17 protein-coding genes are annotated in these 20,890 nt (G+C 34.0%); 16 read left to right on the top strand and 1 reads right to left on the bottom strand.

What is annotated here, in order from left to right:
• Window positions 1-16 precede the first annotated feature (16 nt).
• The 3 genes from HQN62_RS18635 to HQN62_RS18625 all read left to right on the top strand — a co-directional run bounded on the left by HQN62_RS18635 (window position 17) and on the right by HQN62_RS18625 (window position 2,889).
• Window positions 17-871: an alpha/beta hydrolase gene (locus tag HQN62_RS18635; RefSeq protein WP_217362502.1), complete on the top strand. Its 855-nt coding sequence runs from the start codon at window positions 17-19 to the stop codon at window positions 869-871.
• 43 nt (window positions 872-914) lie between these two features.
• A complete protein-coding gene (locus HQN62_RS18630) occupies window positions 915-2,042 on the top strand; it encodes a helix-turn-helix domain-containing protein (protein WP_173505457.1) in 1,128 nt (375 codons plus the stop codon).
• An 82-nt stretch (window positions 2,043-2,124) separates the two neighbouring features.
• Window positions 2,125-2,889 (top strand): hypothetical protein, encoded by a 765-nt coding sequence (locus HQN62_RS18625; protein WP_173505456.1) that lies wholly within the window; start codon window positions 2,125-2,127, stop codon window positions 2,887-2,889.
• 83 nt (window positions 2,890-2,972) lie between these two features.
• Here the strand turns inward: HQN62_RS18625 and gldA are convergent, their stop codons facing one another.
• Window positions 2,973-3,869, bottom strand: a complete 897-nt coding sequence (gene gldA, locus HQN62_RS18620; RefSeq protein WP_173505455.1) for a gliding motility-associated ABC transporter ATP-binding subunit GldA — start codon at window positions 3,867-3,869, stop codon at window positions 2,973-2,975.
• 165 nt (window positions 3,870-4,034) lie between these two features.
• Between gldA and HQN62_RS18615 the strand changes: the two genes are divergently transcribed.
• The 13 genes from HQN62_RS18615 to queA all read left to right on the top strand — a co-directional run bounded on the left by HQN62_RS18615 (window position 4,035) and on the right by queA (window position 20,744).
• Window positions 4,035-5,279, top strand: a complete 1,245-nt coding sequence (locus tag HQN62_RS18615; protein WP_173505454.1) for a dicarboxylate/amino acid:cation symporter — start codon at window positions 4,035-4,037, stop codon at window positions 5,277-5,279.
• A 669-nt stretch (window positions 5,280-5,948) separates the two neighbouring features.
• Entirely contained in the window at window positions 5,949-6,776 is an 828-nt protein-coding gene (locus HQN62_RS18610) for a prephenate dehydratase (RefSeq protein WP_173505453.1), read from the top strand.
• 70 nt (window positions 6,777-6,846) lie between these two features.
• Entirely contained in the window at window positions 6,847-7,992 is a 1,146-nt protein-coding gene (locus HQN62_RS18605) for a pyridoxal phosphate-dependent aminotransferase (protein WP_173505452.1), read from the top strand.
• A gap of 83 nt (window positions 7,993-8,075) precedes the next feature.
• Window positions 8,076-8,933 carry a prephenate dehydrogenase gene (locus HQN62_RS18600; protein ID WP_116797033.1) on the top strand — a complete coding sequence of 286 codons (858 nt, stop codon included), beginning with the start codon at window positions 8,076-8,078 and terminating at the stop codon, window positions 8,931-8,933.
• A 153-nt stretch (window positions 8,934-9,086) separates the two neighbouring features.
• The gene (locus HQN62_RS18595) at window positions 9,087-10,169 is read left to right on the top strand and encodes a bifunctional 3-deoxy-7-phosphoheptulonate synthase/chorismate mutase type II (protein WP_111411100.1); all 1,083 of its coding nucleotides are present in this window, start codon (window positions 9,087-9,089) and stop codon (window positions 10,167-10,169) included.
• Window positions 10,170-10,393: 224 nt separating this feature from the next.
• Window positions 10,394-11,371 carry a ribosome small subunit-dependent GTPase A gene (gene rsgA, locus HQN62_RS18590; RefSeq protein WP_173505451.1) on the top strand — a complete coding sequence of 326 codons (978 nt, stop codon included), beginning with the start codon at window positions 10,394-10,396 and terminating at the stop codon, window positions 11,369-11,371.
• Between the two features lie 50 nt (window positions 11,372-11,421).
• The gene (dtd, locus tag HQN62_RS18585; RefSeq protein WP_173505450.1) at window positions 11,422-11,874 is read left to right on the top strand and encodes a D-aminoacyl-tRNA deacylase; all 453 of its coding nucleotides are present in this window, start codon (window positions 11,422-11,424) and stop codon (window positions 11,872-11,874) included.
• 54 nt (window positions 11,875-11,928) lie between these two features.
• Complete coding sequence (locus HQN62_RS18580) at window positions 11,929-13,845, top strand: DUF3857 domain-containing protein (RefSeq protein WP_173505449.1); 1,917 nt, start codon at window positions 11,929-11,931, stop codon at window positions 13,843-13,845.
• A 7-nt stretch (window positions 13,846-13,852) separates the two neighbouring features.
• Complete coding sequence (locus HQN62_RS18575; RefSeq protein WP_173505448.1) at window positions 13,853-15,880, top strand: transglutaminase domain-containing protein; 2,028 nt, start codon at window positions 13,853-13,855, stop codon at window positions 15,878-15,880.
• Between the two features lie 3 nt (window positions 15,881-15,883).
• Window positions 15,884-17,881 (top strand): DUF3857 domain-containing protein, encoded by a 1,998-nt coding sequence (locus tag HQN62_RS18570; RefSeq protein ID WP_173505447.1) that lies wholly within the window; start codon window positions 15,884-15,886, stop codon window positions 17,879-17,881.
• A complete protein-coding gene (locus tag HQN62_RS18565) occupies window positions 17,878-18,204 on the top strand; it encodes a nucleotide pyrophosphohydrolase (RefSeq protein WP_007811153.1) in 327 nt (108 codons plus the stop codon). The genes HQN62_RS18570 and HQN62_RS18565 overlap by 4 nt, the downstream gene beginning before the upstream one ends.
• A gap of 80 nt (window positions 18,205-18,284) precedes the next feature.
• Window positions 18,285-19,520, top strand: a complete 1,236-nt coding sequence (gene aroA, locus HQN62_RS18560) for a 3-phosphoshikimate 1-carboxyvinyltransferase (protein ID WP_173505446.1) — start codon at window positions 18,285-18,287, stop codon at window positions 19,518-19,520.
• Window positions 19,521-19,694: 174 nt separating this feature from the next.
• Entirely contained in the window at window positions 19,695-20,744 is a 1,050-nt protein-coding gene (gene queA, locus HQN62_RS18555) for a tRNA preQ1(34) S-adenosylmethionine ribosyltransferase-isomerase QueA (protein ID WP_111411093.1), read from the top strand.
• Window positions 20,745-20,890 lie beyond the last annotated feature (146 nt).

Raw genomic sequence — 20,890 nt, 5'->3', positions numbered from 1 at the left:
TTTAAATATATCTTGAATGAAAATAATGTTGAAACTTTACATCTGTTTGTTTTTGTTAACTATTTGCAATAAAGGATTTTCACAGGAAAAGAGTTTGAAAATTTCTCTTTGGGAAAATGGCGCTCCTGGTTTTGAAAATCGTAAAGACGAACCCGAACAAGCCAAAGACTGGTGGGTAAAAAATATTCATAATCCATCGATAACGGCTTATTTTCCTGAAAAGCCAAATGGTATGGCGGTACTTATTTGTCCTGGCGGAGGGCATGAAAATTTGGTTTTCAATTCAGAGGGAAGAGATGCTGCGGAGTATTTTACAAGTATTGGTATAACAGCTTTTGTCCTAAAATACCGTTTGGCAAGAGAAGTTGGGTCACCCTATAAATTAGAAACTCATGTGAAACAGGATGCTGAAAGGGCAATGAGACTGATAAGAAGTAAGGCTGCTGAATTTAAAATAGATCCAACTCGAATAGGTGCAATGGGGTTTTCTGCTGGGGGGGAAGTTGTGGCTTTGGTCGCTTATAATGCTAAAAATACTTTGGAAAATTCATCTGACGCAATCGATAAACAAGATGCACAACCCAACTTTCAAATATTAATTTATCCAGGGCCTTTGTTTATCCCAAAAGAAATTAAATCGGATGCGCCACCGGCATTTTTATTGGCTGCGAATGATGACACCTGTTGTTCCGCACCGATAGTTGATTTGCTGAATAAATACCGTCAAGCGAATGTTCCTATAGAGATGCATTTGTATTCCAAAGGAGGGCATGCTTTTAATATGGGAAAAAGAGCCAAAACTAATTCTTTGAAAACTTGGCCACAGAGGTTAACGGATTGGTTTGAGGATAATAACTATTTTGTGAAGTAAGTAGTTTCTTTTCAGTAATATCATAATTCTATATTTTTTTGACATGATGAATTTTCCAATCATAATGGGTATTACTTCTGGAGCAGCCTTCTTACTAGGTTTTTTGCTTATTATGCATCCGCAAAAAATCAACAGTATAGCAAATCGCTGGCTGGGATTATTTGTCATAACTCTTGGATTAGCGATGTTGGAAATATTTTTGGTTTCAGAAAATTTTCAGTCAAATCATCCTGTTTTGTTTGATTTAATTGGGCTGATGAGATTCTTAACCGCTCCTGCTCTTTATATCAGTATTTTATATTTTACTTCATTACTTAAAAAATTTGACAAGAAAATTTTATGGCATTTTTTGCCCTTTTTAATCTTTTTGATTTTTAGATTTCCGTTTTTTATCACTGGGAAAAACATTGAATTCAGTTATTCTGTAGGCAGAATAGTTTTTTTTGCGCTACAAATTGCATTGCCTCTTCAAACAATAATTTACTGGTATTTGTCTTTTAGTAAATTGCAAAAACACATAAAAGATATACGTCAATTTTCATCATCAACTGAGCAAATCGATCTTTCCTGGTTAAAATATTTTTTATTGATTTTGGTGATAATTATAATTGCTTGGCTCAATCTTGTCTTTTTTAACTTGGAAAACATAACTCGGTTTACCCCTTTATTATATCTTTTATCTGTGTTTTTTCTAGCTTATTTTTCTTTACAGCAAAAAGAAATTTTTGATTTTAATAAAAAAGATTTAGATGAGTTGTCAACTATTAAAGAGTATAAAAAAGAGAATCCCAAAAGAGTTTCGGAAAAGCGATTGAATGAGTTAGACGAAAAATTACGGGTACTCATGAATTCTGGAAAAGTATATTTGGAAAATGATTTAAGTTTGCCAAAATTAGCCAAAAATATGAAGGCAAGTTGTAATGAAACTTCGTTTGTGATTAATGAATTATACGGTGATAACTTTTATAATTTTGTCAACAAATACCGCGTCGAAGAAGCAAAAATGTTATTGTTGTCTGAGAAATACAGTCAATTAAATATTCTGGGAATTGCTTATGAATCTGGATTTAATTCTAAAACTACTTTTAATACAACTTTCAAAAAGTATACAGGAGTGTCTCCAACAGATTTTGTAAAATCAAATAGGATTTTAGAAAAAAAGGAAGTTTAAATACGTTCGAACGGGTACATCGGAACACTTGATATTTGATTAATAGCCAATTTTGGGGTGTATTAATTCAAATAAAAAAGTTATGTTAGAACAATCAAATCATGAGGTTTCAACTTCGATAGCCAAAAAAATCAGTACAACTTTAATACTGGGACTTGTGTTTTCCGCTTTGCTATTAATGCTTGGTAACGGCGGTAATATTTCTTGGTTTCCGCCAATAGTAGTTTTTTCTTTAGTTGGGATTGCTTTATTAAGTGCTCTTCTATTTCCTTTTATATGGCATTATTTAGAACACAAGCAGAAAATGAATTCTGCAAAAATATATGGTTTTTTATATAGCGGAATTCGATATACTATAGCTTTTAATATTGCCAGTTTTGGTTGGAAAAAGTTTTATGGACTTCAATTTATCGTGCCAACAGAAATTGCGAGTTTGCCTATGAATCAGCAATCGGGTGAATGGTTGACTTGGTTTTATTTTGGACACTCACAGGTTTTTGGAATTATAATAGCGCTTATCCAAATTGGTGGCGGTTATTTATTATTGTTTCGAAGAACATTGTTAATAGGAACCATAATTTTGTTTGCGCTACTAGTCAATTTGACTTTAATCAATGTTTTTTATCAAATGAATACGGGCGCATTATTGCAATCTGTTGTATTAACGATTGGTGTTTTGTTCTTGATTTTATTAGAATATAAAAAGCTTATTGTCTTTTTTCTAAAAACAAAATCCAATTTACCTTCGTTAAGTTTTAATAGTGCACTTGTGAAAAATATGGTTCGCCTTTCGGCAATTGTATTATCATTACTATTTACAATCTATTTAAAGTCATTGGTGAAATAAAAAAAGAGAGCTCGTTTAAAATGACTTTAAGCGAGCTCTTTTTTTATCTGTAATCGGTAAACTAAAATCTGCAATCTTTCAACTTACTTCGTGATTTCCCTAAACACTGCCTCCAAATTCTTGTTCTTTTGATTCAGCTGTAAAGTTTTCAATCCATTATCGTAAGCAAAATCAAAAACCGTTGGGCGCATATCCTTGTCGGAAACAAAAGTCAATTCCCAAGAGTTTCCATGAGTATTTTTAAACGATTTTAGATGTGGAATTTGAGCAACAAGGTCTTCTTCTACTTTCAAATCAAATTCGACTTCGATTACTTGTTCTTTATTGGCGGAAATTAAATTGTCCAATTTTTTATCGGCAACTATTTGTCCTTTGTCAATAATAATCACTCGGTCGCAAATCGCTTCGACTTCCTGCATAATGTGTGTAGAAAGAAAAACCGTTTTGTCTTTTCCTACGTTTCTAATCACATTTCTGATTTCGACTAATTGATTTGGATCCAATCCGGTAGTAGGTTCATCCAGAATCAAAACATCGGGATTGTGCAATAATGCATTTGCAAGACCTACTCTTTGGCGATAGCCTTTGGACAACTGTCCTATTTTTTTATGGCTTTCAGTTTGTAAACCTGTAAGTTGAATTACTTCTTCGATTCTTGATTTATCTACTTTATAAACGTCGGCATTAAAAGCCAGATATTCTCTCACATACAAGTCCAAATACAATGGGTTGTGTTCCGGTAAATATCCAATAGAAAGTTGCACCGATTTTTCCTGAGTGTTTACATCAAAGTCATTGACTAGCGCAACACCAGAGTCGGCGTGAAGATATGTCGTCAAAATTTTCATCAAGGTCGATTTTCCAGCACCATTAGGACCTAAAAAACCAACAATCTCTCCCTTTTTAACAGAAAATGAAATGTTGTCCAACGCTTTTTGAACACCATAACTTTTCGAAATGTTTTTAACTTCTATTGACATAAAACTTTATTTGTTGCAAAAGTAAACAGAAAAAACTTTTGTTTATTGTTTTTGTCCAACAATGAGCCTTACACCTTTGTCAAATTTTGGAACTTTGACAAAGCTTGGATAGAAATGATGGCTTTATCATTAAGATTTATATATTTACAATTAAACTAAATCAATATGGGAAATAATCAATCAGGCAGTTTCTTGAAAAATTACAGCAGTATTCTATTACTCCTTGGCGGAATAATCGTTGGCAGCATATTAGGTTTGGTTTTTGGGAATGGGGTAGAAGTCATAAAACCATTGGGAGATATATTTCTGAATTTACTTTTCACGGCAATCATACCGTTGGTGTTTTTTACCATTGCGTCCTCCATTGCCAATTTGCAAAAATCCGAAAAACTCGGTCAGCTCTTCGGAATAGTTTTAGGAGTGTTTCTAACAACTGTAATTATTTCGGCAGTTATAATGATTATTGGTGTTTTGATTTTTCCAATTCATCAAGGTGTTGTAATCTCAAAAATAGCATTAGAAACTATTCAGGAAAGTAGCACCGGTTCGCAAATCACACAATTGGTAACAGTCAATGATTTCTATGAGATATTGTCCCGAAAAAATATGTTAGCGCTCATATTGTTTTCTTTTCTAATCGGTTTTTCGACCTTGCGTGCAGGTGAAACAGGAAAAGATTTTGCTCGATTCCTAAATTCGGGTAACGAAGTGATGAAACAATTACTACATCTTATTATGAAAACGGCTCCAATAGGTCTTGGTGCTTATTTTGCATATCAAGTCGGTATCTTCGGACCACAGTTATTCGGAGCTTATGCCAAACCATTAGCGTTATATTATGCCGTTTGTACCTTTTACTTCATTGTGTTCTACAGTTTGTATGCTTTTTTCGCTGGAGGAAATTTAGGGCTTAAGGTATTTTGGAAAAACAACATCACACCCGCATTGACGGCAGTGGGAACTTGCAGTAGCATTGCAACGATTCCTGCCAATCTTGAAGCTGCGGAGAAAATGAACATACCAAGTCACATTCGGAATCTTGTAATTCCGCTTGGGGCGCCCTTACACAAAGACGGTTCAAGTATGTCTTCGATTGTGAAGATCGCTGTAATTTTTGCCTTATTCGGCAAGGATTTTACGGATCCTTATACTTTATTGACTGCAATCGGCATCACCATAATAGTATCTGTAGTCGAAGGTGGTATTCCAAACGGGGGCTATATAGGAGAAATTCTCGCCATAACGGTCTACGGTTTTCCGATGGAGCAAGCCTTGCCGGCCGCAATGATTATAGGAACCTTGGTCGATCCAATCGCAACTTTATTGAATGCCAATGGCGATTTGGTTTCAGCAATGGTAGTCACTAGAATCTCCGAAGGAAAGAAATGGATCAGCCAAAGTATTACCTAATAATATAAAAATCTTTTACTACGTCAGTTCGCAAAAGCTCGTGTGGGCGTGCCACCATAAAACAAAGCGGCCAACTCATTGTACCGGTGATTCGGCCACTTTGTTTTATGCTGTCGGGCTATCCGGGCTACTTTGGTAGCTAGCTTTTATCCCTCACGCGCATACAACATCTTTGAATTAACCCAGAAATGAGGTTTTTTTCATCAACATCCAAAAGAAAAGGATTCAAAAAGCAATTTTTTTGCAGGAAGTAAGAGTTGTAGCCTGTTTGGTAGTTTTGAAATCAATAATTTTATGCATTTAAAAAGCTTCTTTTTTATGGAATAATGAATTAAAATCCCTTTTAACAAACGAATCTTTTTTTGTTACATAAAAGATTATTTTTATTTTGGCTGACTCAAAATATGTTATACATTTGCAATAAATAATTGAAACCCACAATAAAAAAGTTTTCTATCAAATGAAAAGTGGGTTCTCTGACAACCAAAATTTAAATACTTCTTCGGAAGAAAAACAAAGCACATCATGTCTAATAACCGTTTTTATTTTAGCAACTCTTTTTATTTCTTCTTTAGGAAGTAAGGGATTGTGCTATGGTTATTTGAAGAACAAAAAACAAATAAAACTAATATACAATCCTGATGAAAATCAGGATTTTTTTTTGACCCAATGAGAACGAAAATTGCAATACAAGGAATTAAAGGATCTTTCCACCATCAAGTGGCTCAAGACTATTTTTATCAAAACATCGAAGTGGACGAATGTCTGTCTTTTGAGGAATTGGTAGCTAGTTTATTGTCGGGAAAATCAGACCAGGCAGTAATGGCTATAGAGAATTCTATTGCCGGGCCTATTATTCCAAATTACGCATTGATTGACAAAAACAATCTGCATATTATTGGTGAACATTATCTTGATATTCACCAAAATTTAATGGCGCTGAAAGGTCAAAAAATAGAAGACATTCTGGAAGTACATTCTCACCCGATGGCTTTATTGCAATGTATGGAGTTCTTGAAAAAATACCCAAACATAAAATTAGTTGAAGACAAGGATACTGCCGAAACCGCCAGAAGAATACACGAAAAACAGCTAAAAGGAATTGCAGCAATTGCTAGCAAAACAGCTTCAGAAATGTATGATTTGGAAATTCTGGCACCGGAAATCCAAACGATAAACAATAATATGACTCGTTTTGTGATTATCAATAGAGAAAATCATTTTGTACCAGAAAGTGAAATAAACAGAGCTTCGATAAAATTTGAATTGGATCACAAACGAGGAAGTTTGGCGGCGGTTTTGAATGTAATGAGTGATTGTAAATTGAATTTAACCAAAATACAATCGTTGCCAAAAATTGAAACACCTTGGAAATATTCTTTTTTTGTTGATGTTACTTTTGATAAATATGAAGATTTTGCCAAATCAAAAGCGCTGTTAACGATAATGGCCGAATATTTTAAAGTATTGGGAGAATATAAAAACACCAAGCCGTAATTGGGCGGAAGTTACAAGTCAAAAGTTTTTAAAGATAAAATAAACTCTGAAAAGAGAAATATAAAATAGCATGATTACAACAGCAAAACGTCTCGATATTATTGAAGAATACTATTTCTCATCTAAATTGAGAGAAGTGAGACAATTAGCCTCAGAGGGAAAACCAATTATCAATATGGGAATTGGAAGCCCAGATTTGAAGCCATCAAAAGCAGTTATGGATGCCGTAATTTTGGCAATGCAAGATGAGAATGCACACCAATATCAAAGTTATCAAGGATTGCCTGAACTTAGAAAAGGGATGGCAGATTTTTATAAAAATAATTATGGTGTAACCTTAGATTCTAATGTGGAAATTTTGCCTTTGATGGGATCTAAAGAAGGAATTATGCATATTTCCTTAGCTTTTTTGAATGAAGGAGACCATGTTTTGATTCCGAATCCAGGATATCCTACATACAGTTCAGTGACGAATCTAGTTGGTGCTGTACCTGTTTATTACGATTTGAAAGAAGTCAATAATTGGGAACCTGATTTTGAAGCTTTAGAAAAACTGGATTTATCAAAAGTGAAAATTATGTGGATTGGTTATCCACATATGCCTACAGGAGCGAGAGGAAGTCTGGAATTGTTTGAAAAATTAGTGGCTTTCGCCAAAAAGCATCATATATTATTGGTCAATGACAATCCGTATAGTTTTGTTTTGAATGATAAACCGATGAGTTTGTTGCAGGTGGAAGGAGCTAAAGATGTGTCACTGGAATTGAATTCTTTGAGCAAAACGTTCAATATGGCTGGATGGAGAGTCGGAATGGTTTTGGGAAGTGCAAAGCTGATTGATTCAGTTCTTAAAGTAAAAAGCAATATGGACAGCGGAATGTTCTACGGAATCCAAAAAGGGGCTGTAGAGGCTTTGAAAAGCGATCAGTCCTGGTTTGACTCGATGAACGAAGTTTACAAAAAGCGCCGTGTACTTACTGAACAACTGGCCGAAAAACTGGGATGCAAAGTATATAAAGAAGGTGTTGGATTGTTTGTTTGGGCCAAATTGCCAGCAGGAATAACATCGGCGGAGGATTTTATTGATAAAATATTATACGAGAAATCTATTTTTATAACACCGGGAACCATTTTTGGAAGTAATGGAGAAGGTTACATCCGATTTGCACTTTGTGTAAAAGAGGAAAAAGTACAGGAGGCGATAGATAGATTTTAGGACTCTAAGTTTTTGGGGAATAAAGTAAAAGCTAGGTTTTCTAATTGGTATTGCAATTGACATTGACATTGAAATTGAATAAAATGAATATATACGTAATAGGTGTTGGATTAATAGGGGGATCGATAGCATTGGACGCCAAAGGTTTGAATCCTGATGCCAAAATTTTTGGGATTGACAGTAATGAAAAGCATTTGCAGGAAGCAATAGCGCTTGGAGTTATTGATGAAGCAGCAACGTTTGATGATTTGTCCAAAGCGGATTTTGTGATTGTTTCGGTTCCAGTGGATACGGCTATTGTAGTTTTGCCAACGGTATTGGATTTAATTTCAGATTCGGCTATTGTTTTTGATGTGGGTTCGACAAAAACGCCAATATGCGAAGCGGTTTCGGGTCATCCAAGAAGAAGAAATTTTATTGCTACGCATCCTATTGCAGGAACAGAGTTTTCGGGACCATCGGCGGCTATTAGAGGATTGTTTCAAGGAAAAACAAACATCATCTGTGAAGTTGAAAAAACAACTTTCAAATTACAGGAAAAAGCATTGTGGCTTTTTGCGGCAATCGGAATGAGAATTCGTTATATGGATCCAAAATCGCATGATAAACATATTGCTTATGTGTCGCATTTATCACATATCAGTTCGTTTATGCTTGGAAAAACGGTAATCAATAAAGAAAAGGACGAACAAGATATTTTTGATATGGCAGGTTCCGGTTTTGAAAGTACCGTTCGTTTGGCCAAGAGTTCGCCAGCGATGTGGACACCGATTTTTAAACAAAATAAAAAACAGGTGGTCAGAACATTGGAAGAATATATTTCAAATTTATCCAAGTTTAAGGAGCTTTTGGTGAATGATGATTACGAAGCGATTTATCATGAAATGGAAAGCGTCAACCGAATTAAGGAAATATTGAACGGAATGAATGCCAAAAAGTAGCAGTAATTCGTTTAGAGAAAAATAAAATAGAACAACAAAATAAAGTAGTAGTAAGCAATTAATAATAAAGATCTCTCTCAATCCCTCCAGTTGTTTGGGGAGTTCCGATAGCTATCGGGAGGAGAGGGGAAAAAAGGAAAAATTTTAGAAAAGATGGAAAACAAGAAAGAAATGAGAGATTGGTTGAACGAATTCAAATTGTCTCATCCATTTGTAATAGCAGGACCTTGTAGTGCTGAAACAGAAGAGCAAGTGTTGAAAATTGCTCACGAATTGAAAGATTCAGATGTAAGCGTTTTTAGAGCGGGTATTTGGAAACCAAGAACACGTCCAGGAGGATTTGAAGGTGTTGGAGAGATTGGATTGAAATGGTTAAAGAAAGCCAAAGCAGAAACAGGTTTGCTTATGGGTACAGAGGTTGCAACTGCAGCTCACTGTAAATTAGCTTTGGAAAATGATATTGATGTTTTATGGGTTGGTGCTCGTACAACGGCAAATCCTTTTGCTGTTCAAGAAATCGCCGATACCTTAAAAGGAACTGATAAAATTGTATTGATCAAAAATCCTGTAAATCCAGATATGGCTTTATGGTTGGGTGGTGTAGAGCGTTTGTATGCTGCTGGAATCAAGAAATTGGGTGTAATTCACAGAGGTTTTTCTACTTACGAAAAAACTAAATACAGAAATATTCCAGAATGGCAAATTGCTATTGAATTGCAAAATAAATTTCCTGATTTACCTTTGATTATTGATCCTTCACATATTACAGGAAACCGTGATATGATTCTTGAAGTAACTCAAGAAGCATTGGATTTAAATTATGACGGTATGATTATCGAAACTCATAATGATCCAGATAATGCATGGAGTGATGCTGCTCAACAAGTAACTCCTGCTGCTTTGAAACAAATCTTCAAAGATTTGAAAGTAAGAAAAGTGAGTGGAGACACTGATGAGTTTACAAGTAAAATGACCAAATTAAGAGCTAATATCGATGTGCTTGATGCTAATTTATTGGACTTATTAGGAAAAAGAATGAAGGTAGCGGACGAAATTGGTCAAGTGAAAAAAGAAAATAACGTTGCTATTCTTCAAAATAATCGTTGGAATGAAATCCAGGAAAAAATGATTGCCGAAGGTGCTAAAAAAGGATTGACAGAAGAATTTATAGTTAAATTGTTCAAAAATATCCACCAAGAAAGTATTGGTCACCAAGAAAAAATCTTGAATTCATAAAGATTTCAGATTTTAGATTAACGATTTTTGACTTCAGATTTTGTGAGTCGTAAAATTTAGATTTTAATAAATCCCAAGGCTTAGGTTTTGGGATTTTTTTGTTTGTTTAGGAAGTCTTGCAAATCATAAATCTAAAATCGTTAATCTTCAATCATAAATCCTTTATCTTTGCAAAGGCTTAGGTTTTAAATCAGAAATCTAAAATCAGAAATCTAAAATTAATAATGACAGGACTCGTTTACAAATCTACAGGAAGTTGGTACACCGTAAAATCAGAACAAGGAGATTTTATAGAATGCCGTATGAAAGGGAAATTCCGAATCAAAGGAATTAAAAGTACCAATCCAATTGCTGTGGGTGATATTGTCGATTATGAACTCGAGGAAACCTCAGATACTGTTACTGGAACAATTCATAATATTCACGAGAGAAAAAACTATATCGTTCGTAAGGCGGTGAATTTATCACATCAAATGCATATTATTGCTTCCAATATTGATCGCGTATTTCTATTGGTAACAGTAAACAATCCACCAACCACATTCAACTTTATTGATCGTTTTTTGGTAACCGCCGAAGCTTATGGAATTGAAGCTATTTTGGTTTTTAATAAAATAGATACCTTGGATGAGGTTACGCTTGACGAGCAGTTGTATATGCAACATGTGTATCAGGAAATAGGATATAAATGTTTGCGGGTTTCCTCGACAGAGAATAAGGGGGTCGAAGCTTTGCAAGATATGATGGTTGGTAAAGTAAGTATGTTTTCTGGACATTCGGGTGTTGGGAAATCGACTCTGGTGAATGCCATGGAACCTTCTTTGCATTTAAAAACTAAAACTATATCTGTAGCCAGCAAGCAGGGACAACATACAACCACTTTTGCAGAGATGTATGATTTGTCTTTTGGGGCAAAAATTATAGATACTCCAGGAATCAAAGGTTTTGGAATGGTCGATATGGATCCGTCAGAGATTAGCGGATATTTTCCCGAATTTTTCAAATTGAAAGACCAGTGTAAGTTCAACAATTGTTTGCATAAAGAAGAACCACATTGCGCCATAAAAGCCGCATTAGAAAGAGATGAAATTGCTTGGTCCCGATATAATAGTTATCTCAAAATTCTGGAAGGAGATGATGAGCATTATCGTACCGATGATTATAATGAGGATAGAATCATTAGTGATAAATCTAGGGAATAACAATATCAATTTCAAAATTCAATATTTTTTAAATCTGCAATTTAATGTAAATGAAAATTGTTCTCCAAAGAGTTTCCCAAGCTTCCGTAACTGTCGATTCTAAAATTGTTGCCAATATCCAAAAAGGGTTGTTGGTTTTGGTAGGAATGGAAGATGCCGATACCCAAGAAGATACCAATTGGCTTTGCCAAAAAATCACTAATCTTCGCATTTTTGGTGATGAAAACGACGTTATGAATCTTTCGGTAAAAGATGTTGACGGCGAGATAATTGTTGTTTCTCAATTTACGCTTCATGCCCTGACCAAAAAGGGAAATCGTCCTTCATATATCAAGGCTTCAAAGCCAGAAGTTGCCATTCCGATTTATGAAAATTTCGTAAAACAAATCGAAAAGGAATTAGGTAAAAAAGTACAAACTGGAATTTTTGGAGCAGATATGAAAGTGTCATTAATTAATGACGGTCCCGTTACGATATCGATTGATAGTAAAAATAAAGAATAATTTTAGCTTTTATTTAAACGAAATTTTCTTATATTTCGATGCTAAAATTTTATTATGACCCCCAAGTCCCATTCTGTTATTTACGTTGCTTTCTTATTTGCAACAACGTTTCTTTTTGCTCAAAAGAGCGATTATAGTACACTTACTCTTTCCGATAGTCTCAAAGAAAATGCGAATGCAGTGGTTCGTTTGAATCAAATTGATATTGTAATTGCTTCTCAACGCAGCATGAATATCAAAAACAAACGTGTGGTAACTGTCTTGAATGAGAATGGCTTAGGCGCTATTGAAGCCTATGAAAATTACGACAAATCGAGTCCTGTCAAAAGTATATTGGCAACGGTTTATGATGTTTCAGGAAAGGAAATAAAAAAAATAAAAAAAGGAGATTTCAGGGATGTAAGTGCAGTAAGCGGAAGTACTCTTTTTTCGGAGAGCCGTTATATTTACTTAGATTATACACCAATACAATATCCGTTTACAGTTGTTTTTGAAAGCGAAACAGAAACATCCAATACGGCTTTCATTCCGCAATGGATGCCTTTGAATGATTATGCTGTAAGTATAGAAAAAAGCATTCTGAACATAAGTTATCCTTCAAACCTCAGTTTTAAATATAAAGAATTCAATTTCTCGAATTTTAATGTAAAAAAAACGATAGAAACTTCGACACAACTTTCTTATACAGCATCAAAAATGGTGGCTCAAAAAGAAGAAGCAGCAAGTCCCTCGATTAGTTCCCTTTTTCCAAGAGTAATGATGGGATTAGAGTTGTTTCATCTGGAAGGTGTGGATGGAACTGCCAAAACATGGACAGAATTCGGAAAATGGTACAGTGAAAAAATTCTACAGGGAACCACAGATCTTCCAGAAGAAACTAAAGTAAAAATGAAAGCTCTAGTAGGTACTGAAACTGATCCCATTAAGAAAGCACAAATCATTTATAAATATGTTCAGGAAAAATCAAGATATGTGAATATAAGTATTGGTATTGGAGGATGGAAACCAATGTTGGCTGGTGATGTTGATCGTTTGGGCTATGGAGACTGTAAGGCTTTGAGTAATTATACCAAAGCACTCCTTGCTGCGGTGGATGTACCATCTTATAATGTGATTTTATATGGTAATCCAAGAAAGCGTGATATTGAAACTGATTTTGTTTCAATGCAAGGGAATCATATGATTTTGGCTATACCCAATAAAGATAAATATGTTTTTTTAGAATGTACAAGTCAGGTAGATCCTTTTGGTTATCAAGGAACGTTTACAGATGACAGAAATGTTTTGGTGGTAAAACCCGAAGGAGGAGAGATTGTAAGAACAAAAGTTTACGAAGATATGGGTAATACCCAAATCAGTAAAGGAACTTATTCTATTGCAGAGAATGGTGATTTTTTAGGAAAAGTTGGAATCGTTTCTGAGGGTTCTCAATACAATCAAAAATTTAATAATGATAAGCTTTCTCCAACGGAAATGGAAGTTTTTTATAAAGATTATTGGAGTACCATTAATAATTTAAAAATCAAAAAAGTCACTTTTAAAAATGATACTGAAAAAGTGAGTTTTACTGAAAATGCCGAAATAAGTGCAGTGAATTACGGTAATGTATCAACAAATAAAATGATGTTTGCTATAAATGCTTTTAATCCATTAACTCAAAGTGTCAAACGAATTCGAAATCGAAAAAATCCTTTAGAAATTCAAAGAGGCTCAGTTGATATCGATGAAATTGAAATCGCTTTGCCTGTTAATTTTTCAATTGAATTTCTTCCGGGGAATGTTGAAATTAATGGAAAATTCGGCGAATATAAAACAGAGATTATTAAAAAAGACAATGCTACTATCGTTTACAAGCGAAAGTTTTTTTTGAAAAAAGGTTTATATACCAATAAAGAATACGATGAATTTCGCCTTTTTATGGAGCAAATTTCTAGAAACGACAATGCCAAAATAATTTTAACCAAAAGCTAATAACCAAATGAAGAATTTAACCTGCTTCTTATTTTTATCAATCCTATTTTGTTCCAATGTAAATGCACAAGAATTTAAATTAGGGAAAGTATCCATTGCCGAATTGGAACAAAAAACACACCCAAAAGACACTGCTGCTGTTGCTGCAATATTGTTTAAAACTGGAGCAACTAGATTTGAATATGTGCAAAATGAAGGTTTCAGAGTAGTTACGGAAGTAGCTATGCGTATTAAGATTTATAAAAAAGAGGGCTATGATTGGGCAAATCAAGAAGTAAGGTTTATTTCGGGAAGTACATCAATAAAAGAAAGTGTTTTATTTACGGATGCTGTAGCTTATAATTTAGTGGCAGGAAAGATTGAGAAATCAAAGCTAAAAAGTGAGGGGGAATTTGAAGAAAAGGTTAATAAATATTGGAGTAAAAAGAAAATAACCTTGCCTAATGTTAAAGAAGGTTCGGTATTAGAATTTAAATACACCATACGGACAAATAATATTGGGATGCTACGAGAATTTGATTTCCAGACTGATATTCCTGTTGATTATTCTGAATATAAAACGTATGTTCCGGAATACTTTGTTTATAACACTAAGCTAAAAGGATTTATTTCACCTCAAATTGCTGTTGAAAAATCTCAAAAGTCATTTACTATTACCAGTAAGGAAAGAAGCCAAGTTCCAGGAACTTCATTAAATGTTACAAAAACTAGTTTTTCAAGTGATAAGATCGAATACCAAGAAACTAAAACAACATATACTGCTCAAAATATGTCAGCCCTGAAGGAGGAGGCATTTGTAAATAATATTGATAATTATACAACAAGTTTAGCGCAAGAATTATCGATGACGAAATACCCAAACGAACCTCTTAAGACTTATTCTACCGACTGGAATGCAGTAGTAAAAACTATTTATGACAATGATGATTTTGGGCCCGAACTTAATAAAACGGGTTATTTTGAAGATGATTTAAAAGCCGTTATTGCGGGATTATCAGCTCAAGATGAAATTATTTCAGCTATTCTAAATTATGTGAAATTAACCGTAAAATGGAATGAATATAATGGTTATTCTTGCGATGATGGTGTTAAAAAAGCGTATAAAGACAAGACAGGTAATGTAGCAGAAATTAATTTAATGCTTACAGCAATGTTGCGTACAGCTGGATTAAAAGCAAATCCTGTTTTGGTTAGCACCAGAGCAAATGGGATTTCAATTTTTCCAAATAGGACGGCTTTTAACTATGTTATTGCTGCTGTAGAAACTCCAGAAGGGTTGATATTGTTGGATGCTACAAGTAAATTTTCAACTCCAAATGTATTGCCATTTAGGGATTTAAATTGGATGGGGAGGTTAATTAGAAAAGATGGAACATCAGAAGAAGTCGATTTGATGCCTACAAAAGTTTCAGATGATAATGTAACAATGATGTATTCAATTGATGCCACCGGTAAAATTACGGGTAAATTAAGACGTCAACGAACCAACCATAATGCTATGAGTTTTAGATCGGAGATAGAAAACATAAAAGAGGAGGAATATTTGGAAAAATTGGAAAATGAAAACGAGAAAATTGAAATTTCTGATTACTCTAGAACAAATGAGAAAGATGTTAAAAAGCCAATTGTAGAAACCTGCTCTTTTACAGGGACAAGTTTGTGTGAGATCATTGGTGAAAAAATGTATATCAATCCATTGTTGTTTTTTACCAAAGAACATAATCCATTTAAACAAGAGGTTAGAGAATATCCTATTGATTATGGGTTCCCGTTTATAGACAAATATGCAATAAATATTGATATTCCAGATGGATATGTGATAGAAACACTTCCAAAATCATCTGTGTTTAATATGGAGGATAATATTGGTAGCTTTAAATTTATATCGAATGCATCTGGAAGCAATATACAGTTATCAATTAGCCATCAAATTAATACACCAATTGTTTCGCCAGAATATTATACTACACTAAAAGAATATTATCAAGGAATGATTGCTAAGCAAACTGAAAAAATCGTTTTAAAGAAAGCATAAATAATGAGAAACTTTAAAGCCCTTTTGGGGTTATTGATTTTGTTTTCTTGTATAAAGATAAATGCTCAAAATTTTGAATTAGGGAAAGTGTCTATTTCGGAATTAAAAGAAAAACAGCATCCCAAAGATACTAGCGCTGTGGCAGCGATATTGTTTAAAAACGGTAAAACTAGTTTTGATTATTCTTTGAAGAATGGATTTGTAGCAATCACAGAAGTGACTATGCGTATTAAAATCTATAAAAAGGAAGGGTCTGATTGGGCTAATTTCACCTTGCCTTATTATGTGGGGTATGAACATTACAATGATGATGTTGTTAAGTTTTCGAATGCAGCAACTTATAATCTTGAGAATGGTTCAATTGTCAAAACAAAACTCAATAGTGAGGGGAGTTTTAAAAAAAATGTAAATGAATATTGGAATGAAGCATCCATAACGTTGCCTAATGTGAAAGTGGGATCGGTCATTGAATTTAAATATGTTTTAAAAACAGAAAATATAGTTAAGTTTCCAGTTTTCAATTTTCAGGAGAAAATTCCAGTAAACTACGCTGAATATATAACGAGCATTCCTTATTTTTTTACCTATAAGCCTATTCAAGTTGGTTTTATTGATATAAAAATGGATTCAAAAGTGGTGGACGGAAGTTTTTCTTTTGATGACAAAAATTCACAAATGGTTAATTTGAGTTTCAGACAATTAAAGACAAAATATACTGCAGAAAATATTCCGGCTTTAAAAGAGGAAAATTTTGTGGATAATATTCAAAATTATCAATCTTCTCTCCATCACGAACTTGAAAAGACAAATTTTCCGGATGAAAAAGAAAAGAATTATTCCAAAGATTGGGATGGTGTAACTAAAACTATTTATGCGGATAAAGAATTTGGAATTGAATTAAAAGAAAGTTTATATCTTCTAAATGATGTAAAAACGATTTTAAAAGACGTTGATTCTAAGGAAGAAAGACTTGCAATAGTTTTTAAATTTGTTCAAAACAGAATGAACTGGAATAATGACAATGGGTATTATACTGATAAAGGTGTTAGGCAGGCCTATATTGACAAAACAGGAAATGTTGCAGAAATAAATTTCATTCTCATCTCAATGTTGAAATTGGCAGGATTGGATGCGAGTCCAGTTTTGGTTAGTACAAAAGAACATGGGATACCTGTTTTTCCTAATAGAACCGTTTTTAATTATGTTATTGCAGCTGTTGTTATAGACGGCAAGCAAATTTTATTGGATGCAACGCATAAATTCACCACACAAAACATCTTGCCTTTGAATGTTTTAAACTGGAAAGGCCGACTTATCAAACAAGAAGGAATTTCTCAAGAAGTTGATTTAGTTCCCGCAAAACCATCTGGTAAATATTATACTTTGATGGTGAAAATGGATAAGGAAGCTAAAATGGAAGGAAAGTATAGACTTCAAATGACGGATTATGATGCGTATAGTTTTAGAGAAAAATATGCAGAAATGAATGGAGATGCTTATTTGGAAAAATTGGAAAATGATTTAAGCGGTATTAAAATTCAAGATTATTCCATTGATAATAAAAAAACCGATTTAGCAAATCCTATTCTGGAAAATTTTACTTTTACGGCTAGCAATCATTGCGATATTATTGGAGACAAAATATACATCAATCCGATGTTGTTTTTTACACAATCACATAATCCTTTTGTTCAGGAAAAAAGACAAATGCCCATCTATTTTGGTTATCCAAAACTGGAAAGATATAATATCAGTTTTGAAATACCGGACAATTATACTGTAGAGTCAATTCCTCAGCCGATGAGAATATCGACAGACGGTAAAGAGTTGTCTTTTTCAATTAACACGGTTTTTCAGGGTAATAGAATACAGCTTTTAATTACTAAGGAGAATAATATGTCTATAGTTTCTGCTGGGTTTTATGAACCAATTAAAGAGTTTTATCAAAAAATGATTGACAAGCAAAACGAAAAAATAGTTCTCAAAAAAATTCAACCATGAACCTAAAAAATGCCCAACTAGACGTAGACACTTGGATCAAAGAACACGGAGTTCGCTACTTCAATGAATTGACCAATATGGCACAACTTACCGAAGAAGTAGGTGAGGTAGCCCGAATCATAGCCCGTCGTTACGGAGAGCAATCCGAAAAAGAAAGCGATAAAAACAAAGATCTTGGTGAAGAATTGGCCGATGTTGTTTTTGTGGTATTGTGTTTGGCTAATCAAACCGGAATCGATTTGCAAGCCGCTTTTGACAAGAAAATGGATCTAAAATCCGTTCGTGATAAAGACCGACACAAAAACAACGATAAACTAAAATAATGTTATAAGTCAGGGCAAAGTTTTGGTACATCCTTTTTTTAAAATAAATTTGCTAAAACACACCTATCAACTCATCCAAAATGAATTTACTGTTACAAACTTCACAACACGATTTACAAGAACAAATTGCAATTACAGGTTCCAAAAGCGAAACCAATCGACTATTGTTGCTTCAGGCATTGTATCCAAATATTACTTTGGCGAATACTTCAAATTCTGATGATAGTGAAGTAATGCAAAAGGCTTTGAATGGTAATGAGGAAATTGTAGATATTCATCATGCTGGAACAGCAATGCGTTTCTTAACGGCATATTTTGCAGTTAATGAAGGACGTGAAGTTGTGTTGACAGGATCTCAAAGAATGACAGAACGCCCGATAAAAGTTTTGGTTGAGGCCTTGCAGCAATTAGGAGCGCAGATCACTTATGAAAAAGAAGAAGGTTATCCGCCTATTCGAATCAAAGGGCAAAAAATCACTGCTTCGAAGGTTAGTATTCCGGCCAATGTGAGTAGTCAGTATATATCGGCATTGCTTTTGGTGGCGCCAAAATTAGAGAACGGAATTGAACTGACTTTGGTTGGTGAGATAACTTCTGTTCCTTATATCAAAATGACTTTGGCATTATTGAATGATTTAAACATTCAAACTAGTTTTGTCGGAAACGTAATCACAGTACATCCAAAAAAGGAAGTAGAAACCAAAGTAATGACCGTAGAATCCGATTGGAGTTCGGCATCTTACTTTTTTAGTTTAGTTGCCTTGGCAAAAACAGCTTCTATTTCTTTGACTAGTTACAAAGAAACCAGTTTGCAGGGAGATTCAGCTTTGGTTGAGATATACAAGGAAATGGGAGTGACGTCACATTTTGAAGGAAACAAACTTACTTTGACAAAGCAAAGTGATTTCGAATACAAAGATTTGAATTTTGAGTTAAATAATACTCCAGACATTGCACAAACTATTGTAGTTACTTGCTTAGGTTTAGGAATTGGTTGTCATCTTACCGGTTTGCACACTTTAAAAATTAAAGAAACCGATAGACTGGAAGCACTTCGTATTGAATTGACAAAATTGGGAGCCAATATATCAGTGACTAATGATAGTTTGACGCTTATAGCGACAAAAAGTATTAATGAAGAGATAAGGATAGATACTTATAACGACCACAGAATGGCGATGGCTTTTGCACCATTAGGATTAAAAGTGCCAATTGTTATCAATAATGCTGATGTCGTATCAAAATCATATCCTGATTTTTGGGATGATTTAAAGAAAATAGGGTTTTTTATGATGCAAAGATGGTCGTTTACATAAACTTTTATTGAGTTTTTTGCAATCACATTGCGGGATAGGGTCAGGTAAGGAAAAATAAACACCTAAACACTTGACAACGCCTATCTCACAATCGTATATTTGCATCCGAAAGATTTTTAAGTTCAGTTTAAATAACTTGAGACTTGAAATTTTAAACTTTTAAACAAACAGCAAATGAAATTATCTCACTTTCAATTCAATTTACCAAAAGAACTTCTTGCAGAATATCCAGCCGAAAATAGAGATGAGTCTCGATTGATGGTTATTGACCGTAAGAAACAAACGATAGAACATAAAATGTTTAAAGACGTTATCGATTATTTTGATGATGGTGATGTTTTAATATTGAATAATACCAAAGTTTTTCCTGCCCGTTTATACGGAAACAAAGAAAAAACTGGAGCAAGAATTGAAGTGTTTTTGCTTAGAGAGTTAAACGCAGAACAAAGACTTTGGGACGTTTTAGTAGACCCAGCCCGTAAAATCAGAATCGGAAATAAATTGTACTTCGGAGATGACGATTCATTAGTGGCCGAGGTAATCGATAATACTACTTCTCGTGGAAGAACATTGCGTTTTCTTTATGACGGATCTTATGAAGAATTCAGAAATAAATTAACAGAACTAGGAGAAACTCCTATTCCTAAATACATTAGTCGTGACGTAACTCCAGAAGATGCAGAGCGTTACCAAACAATTTATGCCAAAGAAGAAGGAGCTGTTGCAGCACCAACTGCTGGTTTACACTTCTCTAAACATTTGTTGAAAAGATTGGAAATCAAAGGAGTTAAATTTGCCGAAGTAACACTACACGTTGGTTTAGGAACTTTCAATCCAGTTGAGGTTGAGGATTTGTCGAAACACAAAATGGATTCTGAGGAATTAAAAATTACTCAAGAAGCTTGTGATATCGTAAACGCTGCCAAAGCTGCCAAAAAGAGAATATGTACCGTAGGAACAACTTCTATGCGTGCCGTAGAAAGTTCAGTTTCTTCACAAAACACACTGAATCCTTACGATGGTTGGACAAATAAATTTGTTTTCCCTCCTCACGATTTCAGTATACCAACTTGTATGATTACCAATTTTCATACGCCAAAATCAACTTTGTTAATGATGGTTTCTGCTTTCTGTGGACATGATTTAATGAAAAGAGCGTACGAAGAAGCAATCAAAGAAGAATATAAATTCTACTCTTACGGAGATGCAATGTTGATTATCTAATCACATTCAAAACTAAATACAAAGTCTCGTCAGCATTGGCGAGATTTTTTTTTGCCCAAAATTGAGCAAAGCGAACATTTAATTTTCGCAATAGGAAAAATTTCACGAAGATGCTCAAAGGACTCGCAAAGATTCGCAAAGGAAAA

Origin of the sequence: Flavobacterium sp. M31R6, assembly GCF_013284035.1 — a bacterium.
Taxonomy (GTDB): Bacteria; Bacteroidota; Bacteroidia; order Flavobacteriales; family Flavobacteriaceae; genus Flavobacterium.
Note: the sequence above shows the minus strand (reverse complement) of the source record. Positions and strands in the feature narration are given on the sequence as shown.